At 71.6% G+C, this 16,120-nt stretch carries 15 protein-coding genes and 1 other RNA gene; 4 read left to right on the top strand and 12 right to left on the bottom strand.

Annotated elements, in window-relative coordinates:
• Nucleotides 1–19: 19 nt before the first annotated feature.
• The 11 genes from murG to rsmI form a co-directional block, all read right to left on the bottom strand.
• Nucleotides 20–1,102 carry an undecaprenyldiphospho-muramoylpentapeptide beta-N-acetylglucosaminyltransferase gene (gene murG, locus HIR79_RS07900; protein WP_249322324.1) on the bottom strand — a complete coding sequence of 361 codons (1,083 nt, stop codon included), beginning with the start codon at nt 1,100–1,102 and terminating at the stop codon, nt 20–22.
• A 2-nt stretch (nt 1,103–1,104) separates the two neighbouring features.
• A complete protein-coding gene (gene ftsW, locus HIR79_RS07895) occupies nt 1,105–2,376 on the bottom strand; it encodes a putative lipid II flippase FtsW (protein WP_169957908.1) in 1,272 nt (423 codons plus the stop codon).
• The gene (murD, locus tag HIR79_RS07890) at nt 2,373–3,752 is read right to left on the bottom strand and encodes a UDP-N-acetylmuramoyl-L-alanine--D-glutamate ligase (RefSeq protein ID WP_169957907.1); all 1,380 of its coding nucleotides are present in this window, start codon (nt 3,750–3,752) and stop codon (nt 2,373–2,375) included. The genes ftsW and murD overlap by 4 nt, the downstream gene beginning before the upstream one ends.
• A gap of 32 nt (nt 3,753–3,784) precedes the next feature.
• Nucleotides 3,785–4,867 carry a phospho-N-acetylmuramoyl-pentapeptide-transferase gene (gene mraY, locus HIR79_RS07885; RefSeq protein ID WP_169957906.1) on the bottom strand — a complete coding sequence of 361 codons (1,083 nt, stop codon included), beginning with the start codon at nt 4,865–4,867 and terminating at the stop codon, nt 3,785–3,787.
• Nucleotides 4,868–4,876: 9 nt separating this feature from the next.
• A complete protein-coding gene (locus HIR79_RS07880; protein ID WP_169957905.1) occupies nt 4,877–6,262 on the bottom strand; it encodes a UDP-N-acetylmuramoyl-tripeptide--D-alanyl-D-alanine ligase in 1,386 nt (461 codons plus the stop codon).
• Entirely contained in the window at nt 6,259–7,785 is a 1,527-nt protein-coding gene (locus HIR79_RS07875; RefSeq protein WP_169957904.1) for a UDP-N-acetylmuramoyl-L-alanyl-D-glutamate--2,6-diaminopimelate ligase, read from the bottom strand. The genes HIR79_RS07880 and HIR79_RS07875 overlap by 4 nt, the downstream gene beginning before the upstream one ends.
• Before the next feature lie 51 nt (nt 7,786–7,836).
• Nucleotides 7,837–9,546, bottom strand: a complete 1,710-nt coding sequence (locus HIR79_RS07870) for a peptidoglycan D,D-transpeptidase FtsI family protein (RefSeq protein ID WP_169957903.1) — start codon at nt 9,544–9,546, stop codon at nt 7,837–7,839.
• A complete protein-coding gene (gene ftsL, locus HIR79_RS07865) occupies nt 9,543–9,866 on the bottom strand; it encodes a cell division protein FtsL (protein WP_169957902.1) in 324 nt (107 codons plus the stop codon). Before ftsL ends, HIR79_RS07870 begins: the two co-directional genes overlap by 4 nt.
• A gap of 10 nt (nt 9,867–9,876) precedes the next feature.
• Entirely contained in the window at nt 9,877–10,833 is a 957-nt protein-coding gene (gene rsmH, locus HIR79_RS07860) for a 16S rRNA (cytosine(1402)-N(4))-methyltransferase RsmH (RefSeq protein ID WP_169957901.1), read from the bottom strand.
• A gap of 61 nt (nt 10,834–10,894) precedes the next feature.
• Nucleotides 10,895–11,247: RNase P RNA component class A (gene rnpB / locus HIR79_RS07855), an RNA gene on the bottom strand.
• 50 nt (nt 11,248–11,297) lie between these two features.
• On the bottom strand, nt 11,298–12,155 hold the full coding sequence (gene rsmI, locus HIR79_RS07850) for a 16S rRNA (cytidine(1402)-2'-O)-methyltransferase (RefSeq protein ID WP_249322283.1): 858 nt from the start codon (nt 12,153–12,155) through the stop codon (nt 11,298–11,300).
• A gap of 49 nt (nt 12,156–12,204) precedes the next feature.
• Between rsmI and HIR79_RS07845 the strand changes: the two genes are divergently transcribed.
• The 4 genes from HIR79_RS07845 to HIR79_RS07830 are packed head-to-tail and all read left to right on the top strand — an operon-like array spanning nt 12,205 to nt 15,520.
• Nucleotides 12,205–13,953, top strand: coding sequence for a penicillin-binding protein activator (locus HIR79_RS07845; RefSeq protein ID WP_169957899.1), 1,749 nt, complete (start codon nt 12,205–12,207; stop codon nt 13,951–13,953).
• Nucleotides 13,937–14,305, top strand: a complete 369-nt coding sequence (locus tag HIR79_RS07840) for a YraN family protein (protein ID WP_169957898.1) — start codon at nt 13,937–13,939, stop codon at nt 14,303–14,305. Before HIR79_RS07845 ends, HIR79_RS07840 begins: the two co-directional genes overlap by 17 nt.
• 37 nt (nt 14,306–14,342) lie before the next feature.
• A complete protein-coding gene (locus HIR79_RS07835) occupies nt 14,343–14,936 on the top strand; it encodes a phosphoheptose isomerase (protein WP_110068125.1) in 594 nt (197 codons plus the stop codon).
• Nucleotides 14,937–14,941: 5 nt separating this feature from the next.
• Nucleotides 14,942–15,520, top strand: a complete 579-nt coding sequence (locus HIR79_RS07830; RefSeq protein ID WP_169957897.1) for a BON domain-containing protein — start codon at nt 14,942–14,944, stop codon at nt 15,518–15,520.
• Between the two features lie 102 nt (nt 15,521–15,622).
• On the opposite strand, the gene HIR79_RS07825 is transcribed toward HIR79_RS07830, so the two are convergent.
• Nucleotides 15,623–16,117, bottom strand: a complete 495-nt coding sequence (locus tag HIR79_RS07825) for a ClpXP protease specificity-enhancing factor (RefSeq protein WP_169957896.1) — start codon at nt 16,115–16,117, stop codon at nt 15,623–15,625.
• Nucleotides 16,118–16,120: the final 3 nt, after the last annotated feature.

The raw sequence follows: 16,120 nt of genomic DNA, 5'->3' as shown, positions 1-16,120 counted from the left end.
GGGAACCGGCCGTGACGTGCTATCGCTCAAAACCTGTCTCCATGCAGCCGGCCACCAGGCGCTCGACGGCGTCGAGGTGCGCGCAGGCCCTCGCTCGCAAGGCCATGGTGGCAAGGGTATCGGGATCGAGCAGCGCCGCCAGCCGATCGGCCAGCGTCGCCGCCGTGAGGTCGGTCTGGGGCAGCAGCTCGGCGGCCCCCTCCTCCACCAGCGCTCGGGCGTTGGCGGTCTGATGATCGTCCACCGCGAAGGGAAAGGGCACGAAGAGCGCCGGCCGGGCCGCGGCGGCCAGCTCCGCCACCGTCAGGGCGCCCGCCCGGCAGACCACCAGGTCGGCCCAGCCGTAGGCCTCGGCCATGTCATCGATGAAGGGCGTCACCTCGGCGCTCACGCCCTCGCGGGCGTAGGCCTCGCGGGTGGCAGCGTCCTTGTCGCGCCCCGCCTGGTGGCGTACCTCGGGTCGCTCGCCTTCCGGCAGGCGAGCCAGGGCCTCGGGGAGGCACTCGTTGAGCGCCTGGGCCCCCAGCGAGCCGCCCACCACCAGCAGGCGCAGGCGCCGGCCACGCATCGCCGCGGCCGGGCGGGGTGACTCGCCCAGGGCGGCGATCTCCTCGCGCACCGGGTTGCCGATCACCTCGCCGCGGGCGCCGAAGGCCTGGGGAAAGGCGGCGTAGACGCGCCGCGCCAGGCGTGACAGCGCGCGGTTGGTAAGTCCGGCCACGGCGTTCTGCTCGTGGATCACCAGGGGGCGGCGCGCCAGCCAGGCGGCCAGGCCGCCGGGGCCGCTGGCGAAGCCGCCAAGGCCTACCACCAGCTGGGGGTCGAAGGCACGGATCACCCGCCACGCCTGCCACACGGCGCGGGTCAGGTTGAACGGCGCCAGCAGCCAGCCGGCGGCACCGTTGCCGCGCAACCCCGACACCGCGATACGATGCAGGGGAATGCCGGCCTCCGGCACCAGGCGGTTCTCGATGCCGCGGGGGCTGCCCAGCCAGGCCACCTCTACCCCCTCGGCGTCCAGGCCCCGGGCCAGGGAGAGGGCGGGAATGACGTGGCCGCCGGTGCCTCCGGCCATGATCAGGACGCGGCGTCCCGGTCGCATGCTCACTTGGCGACTCCTTGTCGTTGAGAGAGTGGCGTGGAAGCGGAACCCGACGGTGCCAGGGAGGGCTCCCGGCGCCCATCCCCCCTGGGCGCCGCGGGGCTCGCCCGCCGCTGGGCCAGGCGCGTCTCGATGTCGGCCCGCAGCAGCAGCGCCATCATCACCGTGCTGACCAGCAGGCTCGACCCACCGTAGCTGAGCAGCGGCAGGGTCAATCCCTTGGTGGGCAGCATGCCGCTGCTCACGGCGATATTGATAAAGGCCTGGGCACCGATCACCAGGGCGATGCCGTAGCTGAGGTAGGCGGCGAAGGGCAGCTGGGCCAGCTCGGCACGGCGGCCCACCGCCATGGCCCGCCAGATCAGCAGCGCGAAGAGCCCCACCACCCCCACGGCGCCGAACAGGCCGAGCTCCTCGGCGAGCACCGCGAAGACGAAGTCGGTGTGGGCCTCGGGCAGGTAGAAGAGTTTCTGGACGCTGTTGCCGAGCCCCATGCCCAGCCAGCTGCCGCGGCCGAAGGCGATCAGCGCCTGGGTCAGCTGGTAGCCGCTGGCAAACTGGTCCGCCCAGGGGTCGGCGAAGCTGGCCAGGCGCGCCAGGCGATAGGGCTCGGCGATGGCGAGCAGGGCCCCGCCGGCCGCGACCAGCAGCGCCAGCAGCAGGAAGCGCCCCCAGGGGGCCCCGGCCATCAGCAGCATGCCCATCACGCAGCCGGTCATCACCACCACGGCACCGTAGTCCGGCTCGAGGATCAGCAGCACGCCGATGATGGCCAGGATCAGCAGCGGACGCAGGAAGGCGCCCCACTGCCGGCGCACCTGGGGCAGGAAGCGCTCCAGGTAGCCAGCCATGTAGGCGATCAGGCAGAGCTTGGCGACCTCGGAGGCCTGCAGGTTGAAGGGCACCCCGGGGATCGAGATCCAGCGCTTGCTGCCGTTGATCTCGCGCCCCACCAGCAGCACCAGCACCAGCAGGGCGATGCCCACCAGCAGCAGCAGCGGACCGTTGACCTTCCACCACCCCAGGGGAATGCGCAGCACGAAGACGGCCGCGGCCAGCGCCATCACCAGGAAGAGGCCGTGACGGATGCTGAAGTACCAGGGATTGCCGGTCAGGCTCGCCGCCACCTCCGATGACGCCGAGGTCACCATCACCCAGCCGATCAGCATCAGCGACAGGGTCGCGATCAGCAGCCAGCCGTCGAAGGGCTGGTCGCGGGTGGAGAGCCGCTCGCGGAGCCGGGAGAGCCGGGCGAACCGGGGCGCGCGCTTCATGCCTCCTCCTCGGCCAGGTGGCGGCGCACCCAGCGCCGGAACACCTCGCCCCGCTCCTGGTAGTTGGCGAACTGGTCGAGGCTCGCACAGGCCGGCGAGAGCAGCACGCAGTCACCGGGCTCGGCGATCTCGGCAGCCCGGGCCATGGCCGCGGCCAGGTCCTCCACCTCGGTCAGCGGCAGCCGCCCGCGCAGGGCGCGCGCCAGGCGCTCGGCATCCAGGCCGAAGAGGATCGCCTCGCGGCCATGGCGGGCCAAGGGCTCGGCCAGGGGGGCGAAGTCGGCCCCCTTGCCGACGCCGCCGGCCAGCAGGATCAGGCGGCCCGCCAGGGTCGGGCCGAGCCCGGCGATGGCGGCCAGGGTGGCCCCCACGTTGGTGCCCTTGGAGTCGTTGATCCAGCGCACGCCGCCCACCTCGGCCACCACCTCGCCACGATGGGGCAACCCCGGAAAGCGCCGCAGCACCCGGCACATCGGCTCCATGGGCAGGCCCAGCCGGCGCCCCATGGCGAGCGCGGCCAGGGCATTGGCCTGGTTGTGGCGACCGGCCAGGCGCACCTCGGCGGCGGGCATCAGCGGCGTGTCGCCATGCATCAGCCAGTCGGCATCCCGGTGGCGGCCGATGCCCCACTCGCCGGCCTCGGGTGGGCGGGTGGTGAAGCTGTCCTGAAAGGGCAGCCGCTGCTCCGGCCAGGTGTTGGGGTCCTCGGCGTTGACCACCCCGTGACGCGCCCCGCGGAAGATGCCGAGCTTGGCGGCCCGATAGCCGGCCATGTCGCCGTGGCGGTCCAGGTGATCCTCGGAGAGGTTGAGAAAGGCCGCACTCTCGGCACCGAGCCTGGGTGTGGTCTCGAGCTGGAAGCTGGAGAGCTCCAGCACGTAGAAATCGGCATCGGGCTCGTCGGCGAGCAGGTCCAGGGCCGGGGTGCCCAGGTTGCCCCCCACCGCCACGCGACGACCGGCCTCGACGGCCATCTCCCCCACCAGGGTGGTCACGGTGGACTTGGCGTTGGAGCCGGTGATGGCCGCGATGGGCGCCCGGGCGGCGCGCACGAAGAGCGCGATCTCGCCGATCACCAGCGGCTCGCCGGTGGCCTCGCGGAGGCGCCCGTCCAGGACGTCGAGGCCCGGGGTGCGCGGGTCGATGCCGGGGCTCACCACCACCTCCTCCACCTCGGAGAGGTCGAGGGCGGTCAGCGGGCCGCAGTGGATGGCCACGCCGGGGTGGGCGGCATGAAAGTCGTCGATGCCCGGCGGCACGGCACGGGTGTCGGCCACCATGTAGGGCACCCGCTGGCGCTCCAGATGGCGACAGATGGCGCGCCCCGAGATCCCGAGCCCGACCACCAGGGTGACGCCTGTCGGCACCTTGACCATATCCTGCTCCTTGCCCGCGTGGAGGGCCTCGCTCAGCGCACCTTGAGGGTGGCCAGGCCGATGAGCACCAGCACCACGGTGATGATCCAGAAACGCACGATGACCCGCGGCTCGGGCCAGCCCTTGAGCTCATAGTGATGGTGCAGCGGGGCCATGCGGAAGATGCGCCGGCCGGTGAGCTTGTAGGAGCCCACCTGCAGGATCACCGAGATGGTCTCCATCACGAAGATGCCGCCCATGATGAAGAGCACGATCTCCTGGCGCACGATCACCGCCACCACGCCCAGCGCCGCCCCCAGCGCCAGGGCCCCCACGTCGCCCATGAAGACCTGGGCGGGGTAGGTGTTGAACCACAGGAAGCCGAGCCCCGCGCCGGCGATGGTGGCGCAGAACACGGCCAGCTCCCCGGCCCCGGGAATGAAGGGGATCTGCAGGTAGTTGGCGAACACCGCATTGCCGGTGGCGTAGGCGAACACCGCCAGCCCCATGGCCACCAGCACGGTGGGCATGATCGCCAGGCCGTCGAGGCCGTCGGTGAGGTTCACCGCGTTGGAGCTGCCGACGATCACGAAGTAGGTCAGCACGATGAAGAACACCCCCATCGGCACCACCACGTCCTTGAACAGCGGCACGATCAGGCTGGTCTCCACCGGCGAGGCCGCGGTGGCGTAGAGCAGCACCGCGGCGGCCAGGCCGACCACCGACTGCCACAGGTACTTCCAGCGCGCGGGCAGGCCGCGGGGGTTCTTCTCCACCACCTTGCGATAGTCGTCGACCCAGCCGATGGCCCCGAAGCCCAGGGTCACCCCCAGCACGATCCAGACGTAGTGGTTGCCGAGATCGCCCCACAGCAGGGTACTGACGGCGATGGCCATCAGGATCATGGCCCCGCCCATGGTGGGCGTGCCGGCCTTGGAGAGGTGTGACTGGGGGCCGTCGTCGCGCACCGCCTGCCCGATCTGGCGCTCGACCAGGCGGCGGATCATCACAGGCCCCAGCCACAGGCAGAGCCCGAGGGCGGTGATGGTGCCCAGGATCATGCGCAGGGTCAGGTAGTTGAAGACGTTGAAGGCGCTGAAGTATTGCGCCAGGAACTCAGCCAGATAGAGCAGCATGTATCGCGTTCACCTTGATCGATCCTGACGCAGTGCCGTCACCACCTGCTCCATGGCGGCACTGCGCGATCCCTTGACCAGCACGCTGGCGCCGGGAGGAAGATGGTGGAGGGCGTGACGCACCAGCGCCTCGCGCTCCTGGAAGTGGCACCCGCCTGCGCCGAAGGCATGGGAGGCGGCGCGGGCCGCCTCGCCGCAGGTGCCGAGGAAGTCGATTCCCAGTTTCCGTGCGTAATCTCCGATCTCGGCGTGCAGCCGCTCGGACGCCTCCCCCAGCTCCCCCATGGCGCCCAGCAGGCACCAGTGGGGGCCGGGCAGCGTGACCAGCAGGTCGAGTGCCGCCCTCACCGCGCCGGGGTTGGCATTATAGGTATCATCCAGCAGGCGTGAGCCGTTGATGCCCGGGACGACGGAGAGCCGCCCCGGCATCGGCACCACCTCGCCAAGGCCTGCCACCACCTCCTCGGGGGCCAGGCCCATGGCCAGCGCCGCCGCCGCCGCGGCCAGGGCATTGGCCACGTTGTGGCGCCCGAGCAGGCCCAGCTGCACGCGGCCCAGCTCGACCCCGTCGGCGACAAGCGTGAAAGCATAGCGCCCCAGGGCATCGCAGGCCAGCGCCCGGGCGGTGACCCGGGCGCGGGGATCGAGGCCGAAGTCGCGCACCTCCCGCGGCGCGGCGAGGCGCGCCCAGGTGGCGAAGTAGGCGTCGTCGCGGTTGAGCACCGCCACGCCGTCGGTCGGCAGGCCGGCGAGGATCTCGCCCTTGGCCTGGGCGATGCGCCCCATGCCGCCGAACTCGCCGACGTGGGCGCCGGTGACGTTGGTGATCACCGCCACCCCGGGCTCGGCCAGCACGCTGGTCCAGGCGATCTCTCCGAGGTGGTTGGCGCCGAGCTCCACCACCGCCTGGCGGTGCTCGGGGGCGAGCTCGAGCAGGGTCAGCGGCGCACCGAAGTCGTTGTTGAGGTTGCCCCGGGTGGCCAGCGTCGCCCCCCGCCGAGCCAGGATGACGGCCAGCATCTCCTTGACGGTGGTCTTGCCGCTGTTGCCGGTCACCACCACCAGAGGGCCGCCCCAGGCGCGGCGCCGGGCGCGGCCGAGCAGCCCCAGGGCCAGGCGGGTATCGGCCACCTCGAGCAGCGCCATGCCCTCCACGTCGCCCCTCTCGGCCATGGCGCCGGCCTCGACCAGCGCCGCCGCGGCGCCGGCCGCCCGGGCCTCGTCGAGGAAGTCGTGGGCATCGAAGCGCTCGCCGCGCAGGGCGACGAACAGGCTGCCCGGGCTCAGCCGGCGGGTATCGGTGACGATCGCGCCGATGGGCAGGTCGGCCGCCGGTGCCTCGAGGCCCAGCGCCTCGGCCACCTCGGCCAGGGTGGTCAATCCGCAGCGGCTCATGGCGTCGCCTCCCCGCCGGCAGGCGCCCGGGCGGCCAGTGCGCGTTCGGCCTCGACCAGGTCCGAGAAGGGGTGACGCACGCCGGCGATCTCCTGGTAGGTCTCGTGGCCCTTGCCGGCGATCAGCACCAGGTCCTCGGCATCGGCATCGGCCAGCACCCGGGCGATCGCCTCACCGCGCCCGGCGATCTCCAGCGCCTGCCGGCGCGCGTCGGCGGAGAGCCCCGCCAGCACCGCTGCGCGGATCGCGGCCGGATCCTCCCCGCGGGGGTTGTCGTCGGTGACCACCAGGCGGTCGGCATGGCGCTCGGCGGCGGCCGCCATCAGCGCCCGCTTGCCGGGGTCGCGGTCGCCGCCGCAGCCGAACAGACACCACAGCCGGCCATCCGCCGGCCGGTGGGCGCGCAGGGCGGCCAGGGCGTTGTCCAGGGCGTCGGGGGTGTGGGCGTAGTCGATCACCACGGTAGGAGCGCCGGGGCGCACCAGCGCCTCCATGCGCCCCGGCACCGGGGCGAGGCCCGCGGCGGCGTCGAACAGCGCGCCGATGGGGTGGCCCAGCCCGTAGAGGGTGGCGATGGCCAGCAGCACGTTGTCCAGGTTGAAGCGGCCGAGCAGCGAGGTCTCCAACACCCGCTCCCCCTCGGGGGTCGCCACCAGCGCCCGCTGGCCGGCGCCGTGGGGGTGCCAGTCGATGACCCGGAAGGTCACCGCCTCGTCGGTACCGGTGGCCAGCACGCGCACCCGCCCCTCCTGACCACCGGGGAGCCCGGCCAGCATCAGCCGGGCCAGGGAGTCATCGGCGTTGACCACGGCAAGGCGCAGCTCCTCACGGCGAAAGAGCCTGGCCTTGGCCGCGGCGTAGGCGGCCATGCTGCCGTGATAGTCGAGGTGGTCGCGGGTCAGGTTGGTGAAGACCGCCGCGGCCAGCCGGCAGCCGTCGAGGCGCCCCTGCTCCAGGGCGTGGGAGGAGACCTCCATGGCCACCCGGCGAACACCCGCATCGGCCAGCTCGGCCAGCGCCGCCTGCAGCGCCAGCGGCCCCGGCGTGGTCAGGCCGCCGTCGTGCAGCGCACCCAGGCGCCCGCACCCCAGGGTACCCACGAGCCCCGCCGACACTCCCAGCGCCTCACTCAGCTCGGCGATATAGTGGGTCACCGAGCTCTTGCCGTTGGTGCCGGTGACGCCAATCAGCTCCAGGCTGTCCGGCACCGCGAAGAGCTCGCGCCCCAGCTCCCCCAGCCGCTCGCGCAGGCCGGGCAGCGGCAGCACGCGTGGGTCGTCGGGGCAGGCGCGCTCATCGCCCGAGTGGCAGAGCACCGCACAGGCCCCGGCTGCCAGCGCCGCCGCGATGAAGTCGCGGCCATCGGCGGCCACCCCGGGCACCGCCACGAACAGCGTGCCCGGCCCGGCACGGCGGCTGTCGGTCGCGAGCCCGAGGGTCGCTACGGCGAGTTCAGGCAAGGGGCGCGCCTCGGGCCAGAGGCGCTGGAGGGTCGCCGTCAGGCGAGAGGGGGTCACCTGCATGTTTCGCCTCGCAGCTGTCGGGTCGGGAGTGGGCTCAGGGTCATGGGGGCCTCAGCGGCTGCGCTGGTCGGGCGGCACGTCGAGCAGGCGCAGGGCGCTGCCCACGACGCGGGAGAAGACCGGCGCCGCCACGGCGCCGCCGAAGTAGCTGTCACCACGAGGGTGGTCGATCATCACCACGGTGACGATGCGCGGGTCGGAGACCGGCGCGATACCGGCGAAGAGGCTGCGATAGGCGTTCTGCACATAGCCGCCGGCACCGGTCTTGCGCACCGTGCCGGACTTCCCGGCCACCCGGTAGCCCGGCACCATGGCGCGCCGCGCCCCGGTGGTCGGCTGCACGGACTCCTCCATGATGCGCAGCAGGTCGTGGGCCACGGCGCGGTCGATGACCGGCTCCCCCGGCGGCGGTTCGGGGAGCTTGAGCAGCGACGGCGGCAGGCGCTCGCCGTGGTTGGCGATGGCGGTGTAGGCGCCGGCCAGCTGCAGCGCGGAGGTCGACAGGCCGTAGCCATAAGAGAGCGCGGCCCACTGGCTGCGCGACCAGCGCACCGGCGCCGGCAGGGTGCCGGTGGACTCGCCGGGAAAGCCGGTCTCGGGGCTCTGGCCGAAGCCGAGCCGGCGGTAGAGGTCCGGCACCAGGGGGTCGTCGAGCTCCAGCACCAGCTTCGACATGCCGATGTTGGAGGACTTCTCGAGGATGCCCGCCAGGTCGAGTCGGCCGTAGTTGCGGATATCGCGGATGGTGAAGCGGTCGATGCGCATCCAGCCCGGCGAGGTGTCCACCACCACGTCGCGGGGGAACTGGCCGCTCTCCATGATCGCCGCCATGGCCAGCGGCTTCATCACCGAGCCGGGCTCGAAGACGTCGACGATGGCCTGGTTGCGCAGGCCGCGGGGATCGAGGCCGGCGCGATTGTTGGGGTTGTAGGAGGGCTGGTTGGCCATGGCCAGCACCTCGCCGGTGCGGGCATCCATCATCACCACCACACCGCCGTCGGCGTCATGCTCGGCCACCGCCGCCTTGAGCTCGCGGTAGGCCATGTACTGCAGGCGCTGGTCGATGGAAAGGGTCAGCTCACCGCCGGGGCGCGCTTCGCGCAGCACCTCGAGGTCGCGCACCAGGCGCCCGCGACGGTCCTTCAGCACGCGGCGCTGCCCCGGCTCGCCGGCCAGGTAGAACTGGTAGGCGAGCTCGAGGCCCTCCTGGCCCACGTCGTCGACATTGGTGACGCCAAGCAGCTGGGCGGTCACCTCCCCTGCCGGGTAGTAGCGCTTGTACTCGTCCTGGCGATAGACCCCGGGGATGCGCAGGTCCAGCACCCGCTGGGCCGCTTCCGGGGTCAGCTGGCGGCGCAGGAACATGAACTCCCGGGAGGCGAAGCGCTCCAGGCGCGCGTCGAGGTCGTCGAGCTCCATGCCCAGCGCCCTGGCCAGCTGAAGACGCTGGATGGGATCCTCCGGGACATCCTGGGGATTGGCCCACAGAGTGACCACCGGCGTGGAGATGGCCAGGGGTTCGCCGTTGCGGTCGCTGATCATGCCACGGTGGGCGGGAATCGGGTCGGTGCGCAGGGTGCGGGCGTCGCCCTGCCCCTGCAGGAAGGGGCGGTCCACCACGTGGAGGATGACGATGCGCCCCACCAGCAGGCCCAGCCCCAGTAGCACGATGGCCAGCATCAGGCCGTAGCGCAGCCCCCCCATGGGGGCCATGGGCGGCGGACGACGGGGCGAGACGCCGCTGCGGACCTCGGTGCTCATGGCCGGATCACCTCGACCTCGTCGACATCGGGCAGGCGCATCTCCAGGCGCTCCATGGCCAGGCGCTCGATGCGCGCCGGCGACGACCAGGCGCTCTCCTCGAGCAGCAGCTGCCCCCACTCGGTCTGCAACTGGTTCTGCTCGCGTTCGAGCTGCTGCAGGCGACCATACTGTTCACGGGTCAGATGGGTGGTGGTGATCACCGCCAGGGCGCTGACCAGGCTGGCCACCAGCAGGGCGGCCACCAGCAGCAGGGAGGGGCTGGGCCGCACTGCCAGCGGCCAGCCGAATCCGGATGTCGACGTTCGTCCCTGTGTCATATCGCCTCCCTCAGTAACGCTTGCGAGCCGCCCGCATCACCGCACTGCGTGCCCGGGGGTTCTCCTCGACCTCCTCGGGGCCGGCCCGCTGCGCCTTGCCAAGCGCCTCGAGGCGCCGCTCGAGCTCCGTATCGGCAATCGGCATGCCCCGCGGCAGGTGGGAATCACCGCGCACGTGGTGGCGAATGAAGCGCTTGACCCGGCGATCCTCCAGCGAGTGGAAGCTGATCACCACCAGGTGGCCACCGGGGGCCAGGGCCTCGAGGGCCGCTTCCAGGGCCGCATCGAGCTGCTCGAGCTCGCCGTTGACATGGATGCGCAGCGCCTGGAAGACCCGCGTCGCGGGGTGCTTGTGCTTCTCCCAGGCCGGGTGGGCCGTCTTGACCACCTCGGCCAGGTCCGCGGTGCGCAGGAAGGGCTGCTCGCCGCGACGGGCGACGATAGCCTTGGCCAGCCGGCGGGCATAGCGCTCCTCGCCGTACTCCTTGAACACCCGCGCCAGCTCGGCTTCGCTGGCGCGCGCGATGAAGGCCGCGGCGCTCTCCCCCTGGGTGGGGTCCATGCGCATGTCCAGGGGACCATCGCGCAGGAAGCTGAAGCCGCGCTCGGGGTCGTCGAGCTGCGGCGAGGAGACGCCGACGTCGAGCAGGATGCCGGCCAGCTGGCCGTGCACGCCGTGCTGCCCGGCGATCTCGCCCAGGCGGGCGAACTCCGCGCGCTCGATGGTGAAGCGGGTGTCGTCGATGGCCGCGGCCTCGGCGATGGCCTCGGGGTCGCGGTCGATGGCGATCAGGCGCCCGGCCGGCGAGAGCCGGTCAAGGATGGCGCGGGAGTGGCCCCCGCGGCCGAAGGTGCCGTCCAGGTAGACCCCATCGGTGTCGTGCACCAGGGCCTCCACGGCGCCGTCGAGCAGGACGCTGGCATGACGGAAGCCGCGCGAGGCAGTATCAGGTGCGGATGACGACATGCGTATCTCGATCATGGGCTGGCGGGTCGGCCACAGACCGCACGCTCAGGGGTGGAAATCAGGGGGGAGCCGGCCGATAAGCCGGGTTCTGTCGTGGACAGTCATTCCTCTAGGGGGCGCGTCACCGCGACCCTCAAGCAACCTACCCGAACCCGACGCGGGCCACGTCATGGGGTTCCTATTTGGTCTTGCTCCGAGTGGGGTTTACCGTGCCACGCACTGTTACCAGGCGCGCGGTGCGCTCTTACCGCACCCTTTCACCCTTACCGGCCTCCCGAAGGAGACGTAGGCGGTCTGCTCTCTGCTGCACTTTCCGTCGGCTCACGCCGCCCAGGCGTTACCTGGCACTCTGCCCTGTGGAGCCCGGACTTTCCTCCCCCGGATCTCTCCGGCGGCGACTGTCTGGCCGACTCCCGCGGCAAGCATACCAGCGCCCCGTAGGCCCCTCAATGCCTGATCGCGGCTCAACCCGCATCCTTGAGAGCCTGGGCGCGGGCATACCAGGCCTTCTTGCCGCCCCCCAGCACCCGCGCCGCCACCGCCGCCGCCTGCTTGACGCCGACGCCCTCGGCCAGCAGCGCCGCGAGCAGCGCCTCGCCCTCCACCACCGAGGCCTCCTCTTCCTCGCGGGGGGCGGCACCAGCCACCATCACCACGAACTCGCCGCGGGCCTGGTCGGGGTCGGCCTCCATGCGCGCCAGCAGCTCGTCCGCCGAGCCGTCGAGGAAGGTCTCGAAGGCCTTGGTCAGCTCCCGGGCCAGCACCAGGCGCCGCTTGCCAACCACCGTCGCCAGGTCGGCCAGGGTGTCGCGGATGCGGTGGGGCGACTCGTAGAAGACCAGGGTCTCCTCCCGGGCGGCCAGCGCCTCGAGGCGCGCGCGGCGTCCGCCCCCCTTGGCCGGCAGGAATCCCTGGAAGGTGAAGCGGTCGGTGGGCAGGCCCGCCGCCGAGAGCGCGGCCACCAGGGCGCAGGCGCCCGGCACCGGCACGATGCGCCGCCCCCGGGCGCGCAGCTCGCGCACCAGCACGAAGCCCGGGTCGCTGATCAGCGGCGTGCCGGCGTCGGAGACCAGGGCGATGGACTCGCCGGCCACCAGCCGGGCGTCCAGCTGCTCGACCCGCGCCGCCTCGTTGTGCTCATGCAGCGAGAGCAGCGGCACCGAGAGCCCCAGGTGGCGCAGCAGCCGGCCGGTATGGCGGGTATCCTCGGCGGCGATCAGTGCCACTTCTCCCAGCAGCCGCGCGGCGCGCGGGCTCAGGTCCTCCAGATTCCCAATCGGCGTGGCGACCACGTACAATGAGGCTGAGTTAGCGTCTGACACTTGTGGCTCCTCGGCGCAATGACCGACACAACGGACTAAGGATGGATTCATGCGGATACCCACTCGCGGCCTGCTGGCCACCGCGCTCCTTGCGCTGCTGCTGGCGGGCTGTGCCACGGCACCGGGCATCGTCGATCGCGTGACGGAAGATGACCCCGCACGCCTGCTCGAACAGGCCGGCCAGCAGGAACCGGCCCAGGCGGCCAGGAGCCGGCTCGAGGCGGCCGACATCCTAGCACGCCAGGGGGAACGCACCCAGGCGCTTCGGGTCGCCTCCGACATCGACGACAGCCTGCTCGAGGGTACGCAGCGCGCCCGCTGGGCCCTGCTGCTGGCCGACCTCGGCGAGGCGCTGGGCGAGCCGCAGGCGGTGATCCAGGCCACCCGCGACCTGGATGAGCTCGCCCTGGAGCCCGCCCAGGCCAGGGCCCTGCGCGAGCGGATGGGCCTGGCGCTGCTGGCCGAGGACGAGCCGGCCGGCGCCGCCCGGGCGCTGCTGCGCGTCCAGGCCGAGACCGATGACGTGGCGCTCAACGATCCGATCTGGGAGGCCCTCATACGCATGGACCACCAGGCCATCAGCGCCCTGGCCCAGGACGAGGACGCCCTGACCCGGGGCTGGCTCGAACTCACCGAGCTCTACCGCGCAAGCGGGGGCGATATCGAGCGCTTCCTTGAGCGCCTGGAGGAGTGGCGCAGCCGCAACGGCCGCCATCCGGCGGCCCGCCAGCTGCCCGCCGACCTTGCCGCCCTGGGCGAACTGCGCGGCCTTGAGGTGCGCCATATCGCCGTGCTGCTGCCGGAGTCTGGCCCTCTGGCGCGCCCCGCCGCGGCCATCGCCGAAGGCATGCGTACCCAGCATCGCAATAGCGGCGGCGACATCCGCCTGAGCTTCATCGACGCCGCCAGCGGCGACCTCGAATCGCTCTATCGCGAGGCCGAGAGCCGCGGCGCCCAGGTGGTGATCGGCCCCCTGGACAAGGACCAGGTGAGCCAGCTCGAGGCGCGCGACCGCGTGCCGCTGCCCACCCTGGCGCTCAACTACGGCCACGCCGAGCGCAACAGCGCCGACGGGCTCTTCCAGTACGGCCTCTCCGCCGAGGACGAGGCCCGCCAGGCCGCCCTCCGCACCTGGCGGGACGGCCATCGCCGCGCCGCCCTGCTGGTGCCCGACAACGACTGGGGGCGCCGCGTCGGCGAGGCGTTCTGGAACGAGTGGCAGGCCCTGGGCGGTGAGGTGACCAATGCCGTGCGCTACAACCCCGGCGCCCCGGCCACCGAGAGCACCCGCCGCGCCATCAGCAACCCGCGCCCGGACGCATTGTTCCTGCTGGGCCTGCCGGACTACGCCCGCCAGGTGCCGCCCACCCTGGACTACTTCAACGCCAGCCAGCTGCCGGTCTACGCCACTTCACACCTCTTCGAGGGGCGCATCAACCCGCGCCTGGACAACGACCTGAACGACGTCCAGTTCCTCGACATCCCCTGGCAGATCCCCGAGGCCGCCGTGGGCGGCGTCGAGGTGCTGCCCTTCCTCGACAGCTACCGTTCGCTGCGCGAGGAGCCGGACCCCACGGTGTTCCGCCTGCAGGCCATGGGCGTGGACGCCTTCGAACTGGCCCGCCGCCTGCCCCAGCTGCAGGCCATCCCCGGCAGCGAAGTGCAGGGCGCCACCGGCACCCTGCGCCCGGGCAGCGATGGGCGCATCGAGCGCCAGCTGCCCTGGGCTCGCTTCGTCAACGGCGTCCCCCAGCCGATCCTGATCCCCGGGATCTTCGGCGATGAACGGACCCCGTGATGCCCGCGCCCGCGGCGAGGCCATCGAGCGCCTCGCCGCGGCCTGGCTCGCCGAGCGCGGCCTGGCCCTGGAGGCGGTGAACCAGCACGCCAAGGGAGGCGAACTCGACCTGGTGATGCGCGACGGCGAGACCCTGGTGTTCGTCGAGGTGCGCCACCGGGCCGACAGCCGCCACGGCCACCCGCTGGAGACCATCACCCCCTCCAAGCAGCGCCGCCTGATCCGGGCCGCGCGTTTTTATCTCCATCGCAACCGGCTATCATGTCCCTGCCGCTTCGATGTGCTGGCCGTCACCGGCCTGCCGCCCCACCTCGAGTACGACTGGGTCGCCAACGCCTTCGAGGCGTACTGACCGGTCACGTCACCCTGCCAAAGGACCCGGACGCCACATGGATTTCCAGCAGCGCATTCTCGGCCATTTCAACGCCAGCATCGACACCAAGACCTACGCCAGCGAGGTCCTGCCGCCCTTCATCGAGGTGGCCAGCCAGATGATGGTCCAGTGCCTGGTCAACGAGGGCAAGATCCTGGCCTGCGGCAACGGCGGCAGCGCCGGGGACAGCCAGCACTTCTCCTCCGAGCTGCTCAACCGCTTCGAGCGCGAGCGTCCCAGCCTGCCGGCCCTGGCACTGACCACCGACACATCGACGCTGACCTCCATCGCCAACGACTACAGCTACAACGAGGTCTTCTCCAAGCAGATCCGAGCCCTGGGACAGCCCGGCGACATCCTGCTGGCGATCTCCACCAGCGGCAACTCGGCCAACGTCATCCAGGCCATCCAGGCCGCCCACGACCGCGACATGACGGTGGTGGCCCTGACCGGACGCGACGGCGGCAACATGGCCTCGCTGCTTGGCCAGGACGACTGCGAGATCCGCGTCCCGGCCACCTCCACGGCCCGCATCCAGGAAGTGCACCTGCTGGTGATCCACTGCCTCTGCGACCTGATCGACGAACAACTCTTCGGTACAAGCGAGTAAAGCCCATGACCCGCAAGCCCCTGCTCACCTCCCTGCTGCTGGCCACCGCCCTGGGCGTCGCCGGCTGCACCACCGTCACCGGCGTCACCCACCAGGGCACCATCGACGAGAACTACGGCAAGCGCACCGTCGGCACTCAGGTCGAGGATCAGAACATCGAGACCAAGATCAGCCACAACCTGCGCCGCACCGATGCCCGCCTGGGCGACGCCCGCATCAACGTCGACGCCTACAACGGCGTGGTGCTGCTCACCGGCCAGGTGCCGAGCCAGGAGCTCAAGGAGAAGGCCAGCGAGGTCGCCCGCGAGGTGCGCAACGTGCGCGAGGTGCACAACGAGCTCTCCGTGGCCGCCAACCTCCCGGCCAGCCAGCGCCTCTCGGACTCCTGGCTCAACACCCGCATCCGTACCAGCCTCGCCGCCAACGAGCGCATCGACTCCGGGCGGATCCGCGTGGTCACCGAGAATGCCAGCGTCTACCTGATGGGCATCGTCAGCCGTGCCGAAGGCGACCGCATCGTCGACGCCGTCTCCAACGTCGGCGGCATGCAGCGCATCGTCAAGGTGTTCGACTACACCGACTGAGGGCGGCCTCCCCGCCAGGAGCGGAAGCCGCAAACGCGAAACGGCAGGCCAGTGGCCTGCCGTTTCGCGTTGCTGCCGCCGTGCCGAGACGTCGGCGAGGCGCTACTTGATCACTCGCAGCGAGGGCTTGCCCTTGCGCGGCGTCTCGCCGACCTTCTCGCCTCCGCCCTGCTCGCCCCCCTCGCTCCGGGGCGCGCCGGGAGCTTCGCCGTCGCCCTCCACGCTGGTCAGGCTCGGCCCCTCCTCGCTGGGCGCCTCGGCGCTGGCCAGCACCGGCTCATGGCCGAATACCATGCCCACGCCGTTCTCGCGGGCGTAGATGGCCACCAGAGCCGAGGTGGGCACCATCACCCGCATCGGCTGGCCGCCGAAACGGGCGGAGAAACCCAGCGCCTCGTTCTCCATGAAGAGGTCCCGCACCGCGCCGGGCGAGAGGTTGAGCACGATCTGCCCGTTCTGGACGAACTGCCGCGGCACTTCCACGCCGGGCTGCTCCGCATCGACCACGATATAGGGGGTCAGGTCGTTGTCCAGCAGCCACTGATACAGGGCTCTGGCCAGATAGGGGCGACTCGACTCGGGGCGACTGGATGACATCGT

Origin of the sequence: Halomonas sp. PGE1 (genome assembly GCF_013000985.1) — a bacterium.
Lineage (GTDB): Bacteria > Pseudomonadota > Gammaproteobacteria > Pseudomonadales > Halomonadaceae > Halomonas > Halomonas alkalicola.
This window is presented reverse-complemented; position numbering and strand designations above follow the sequence as displayed.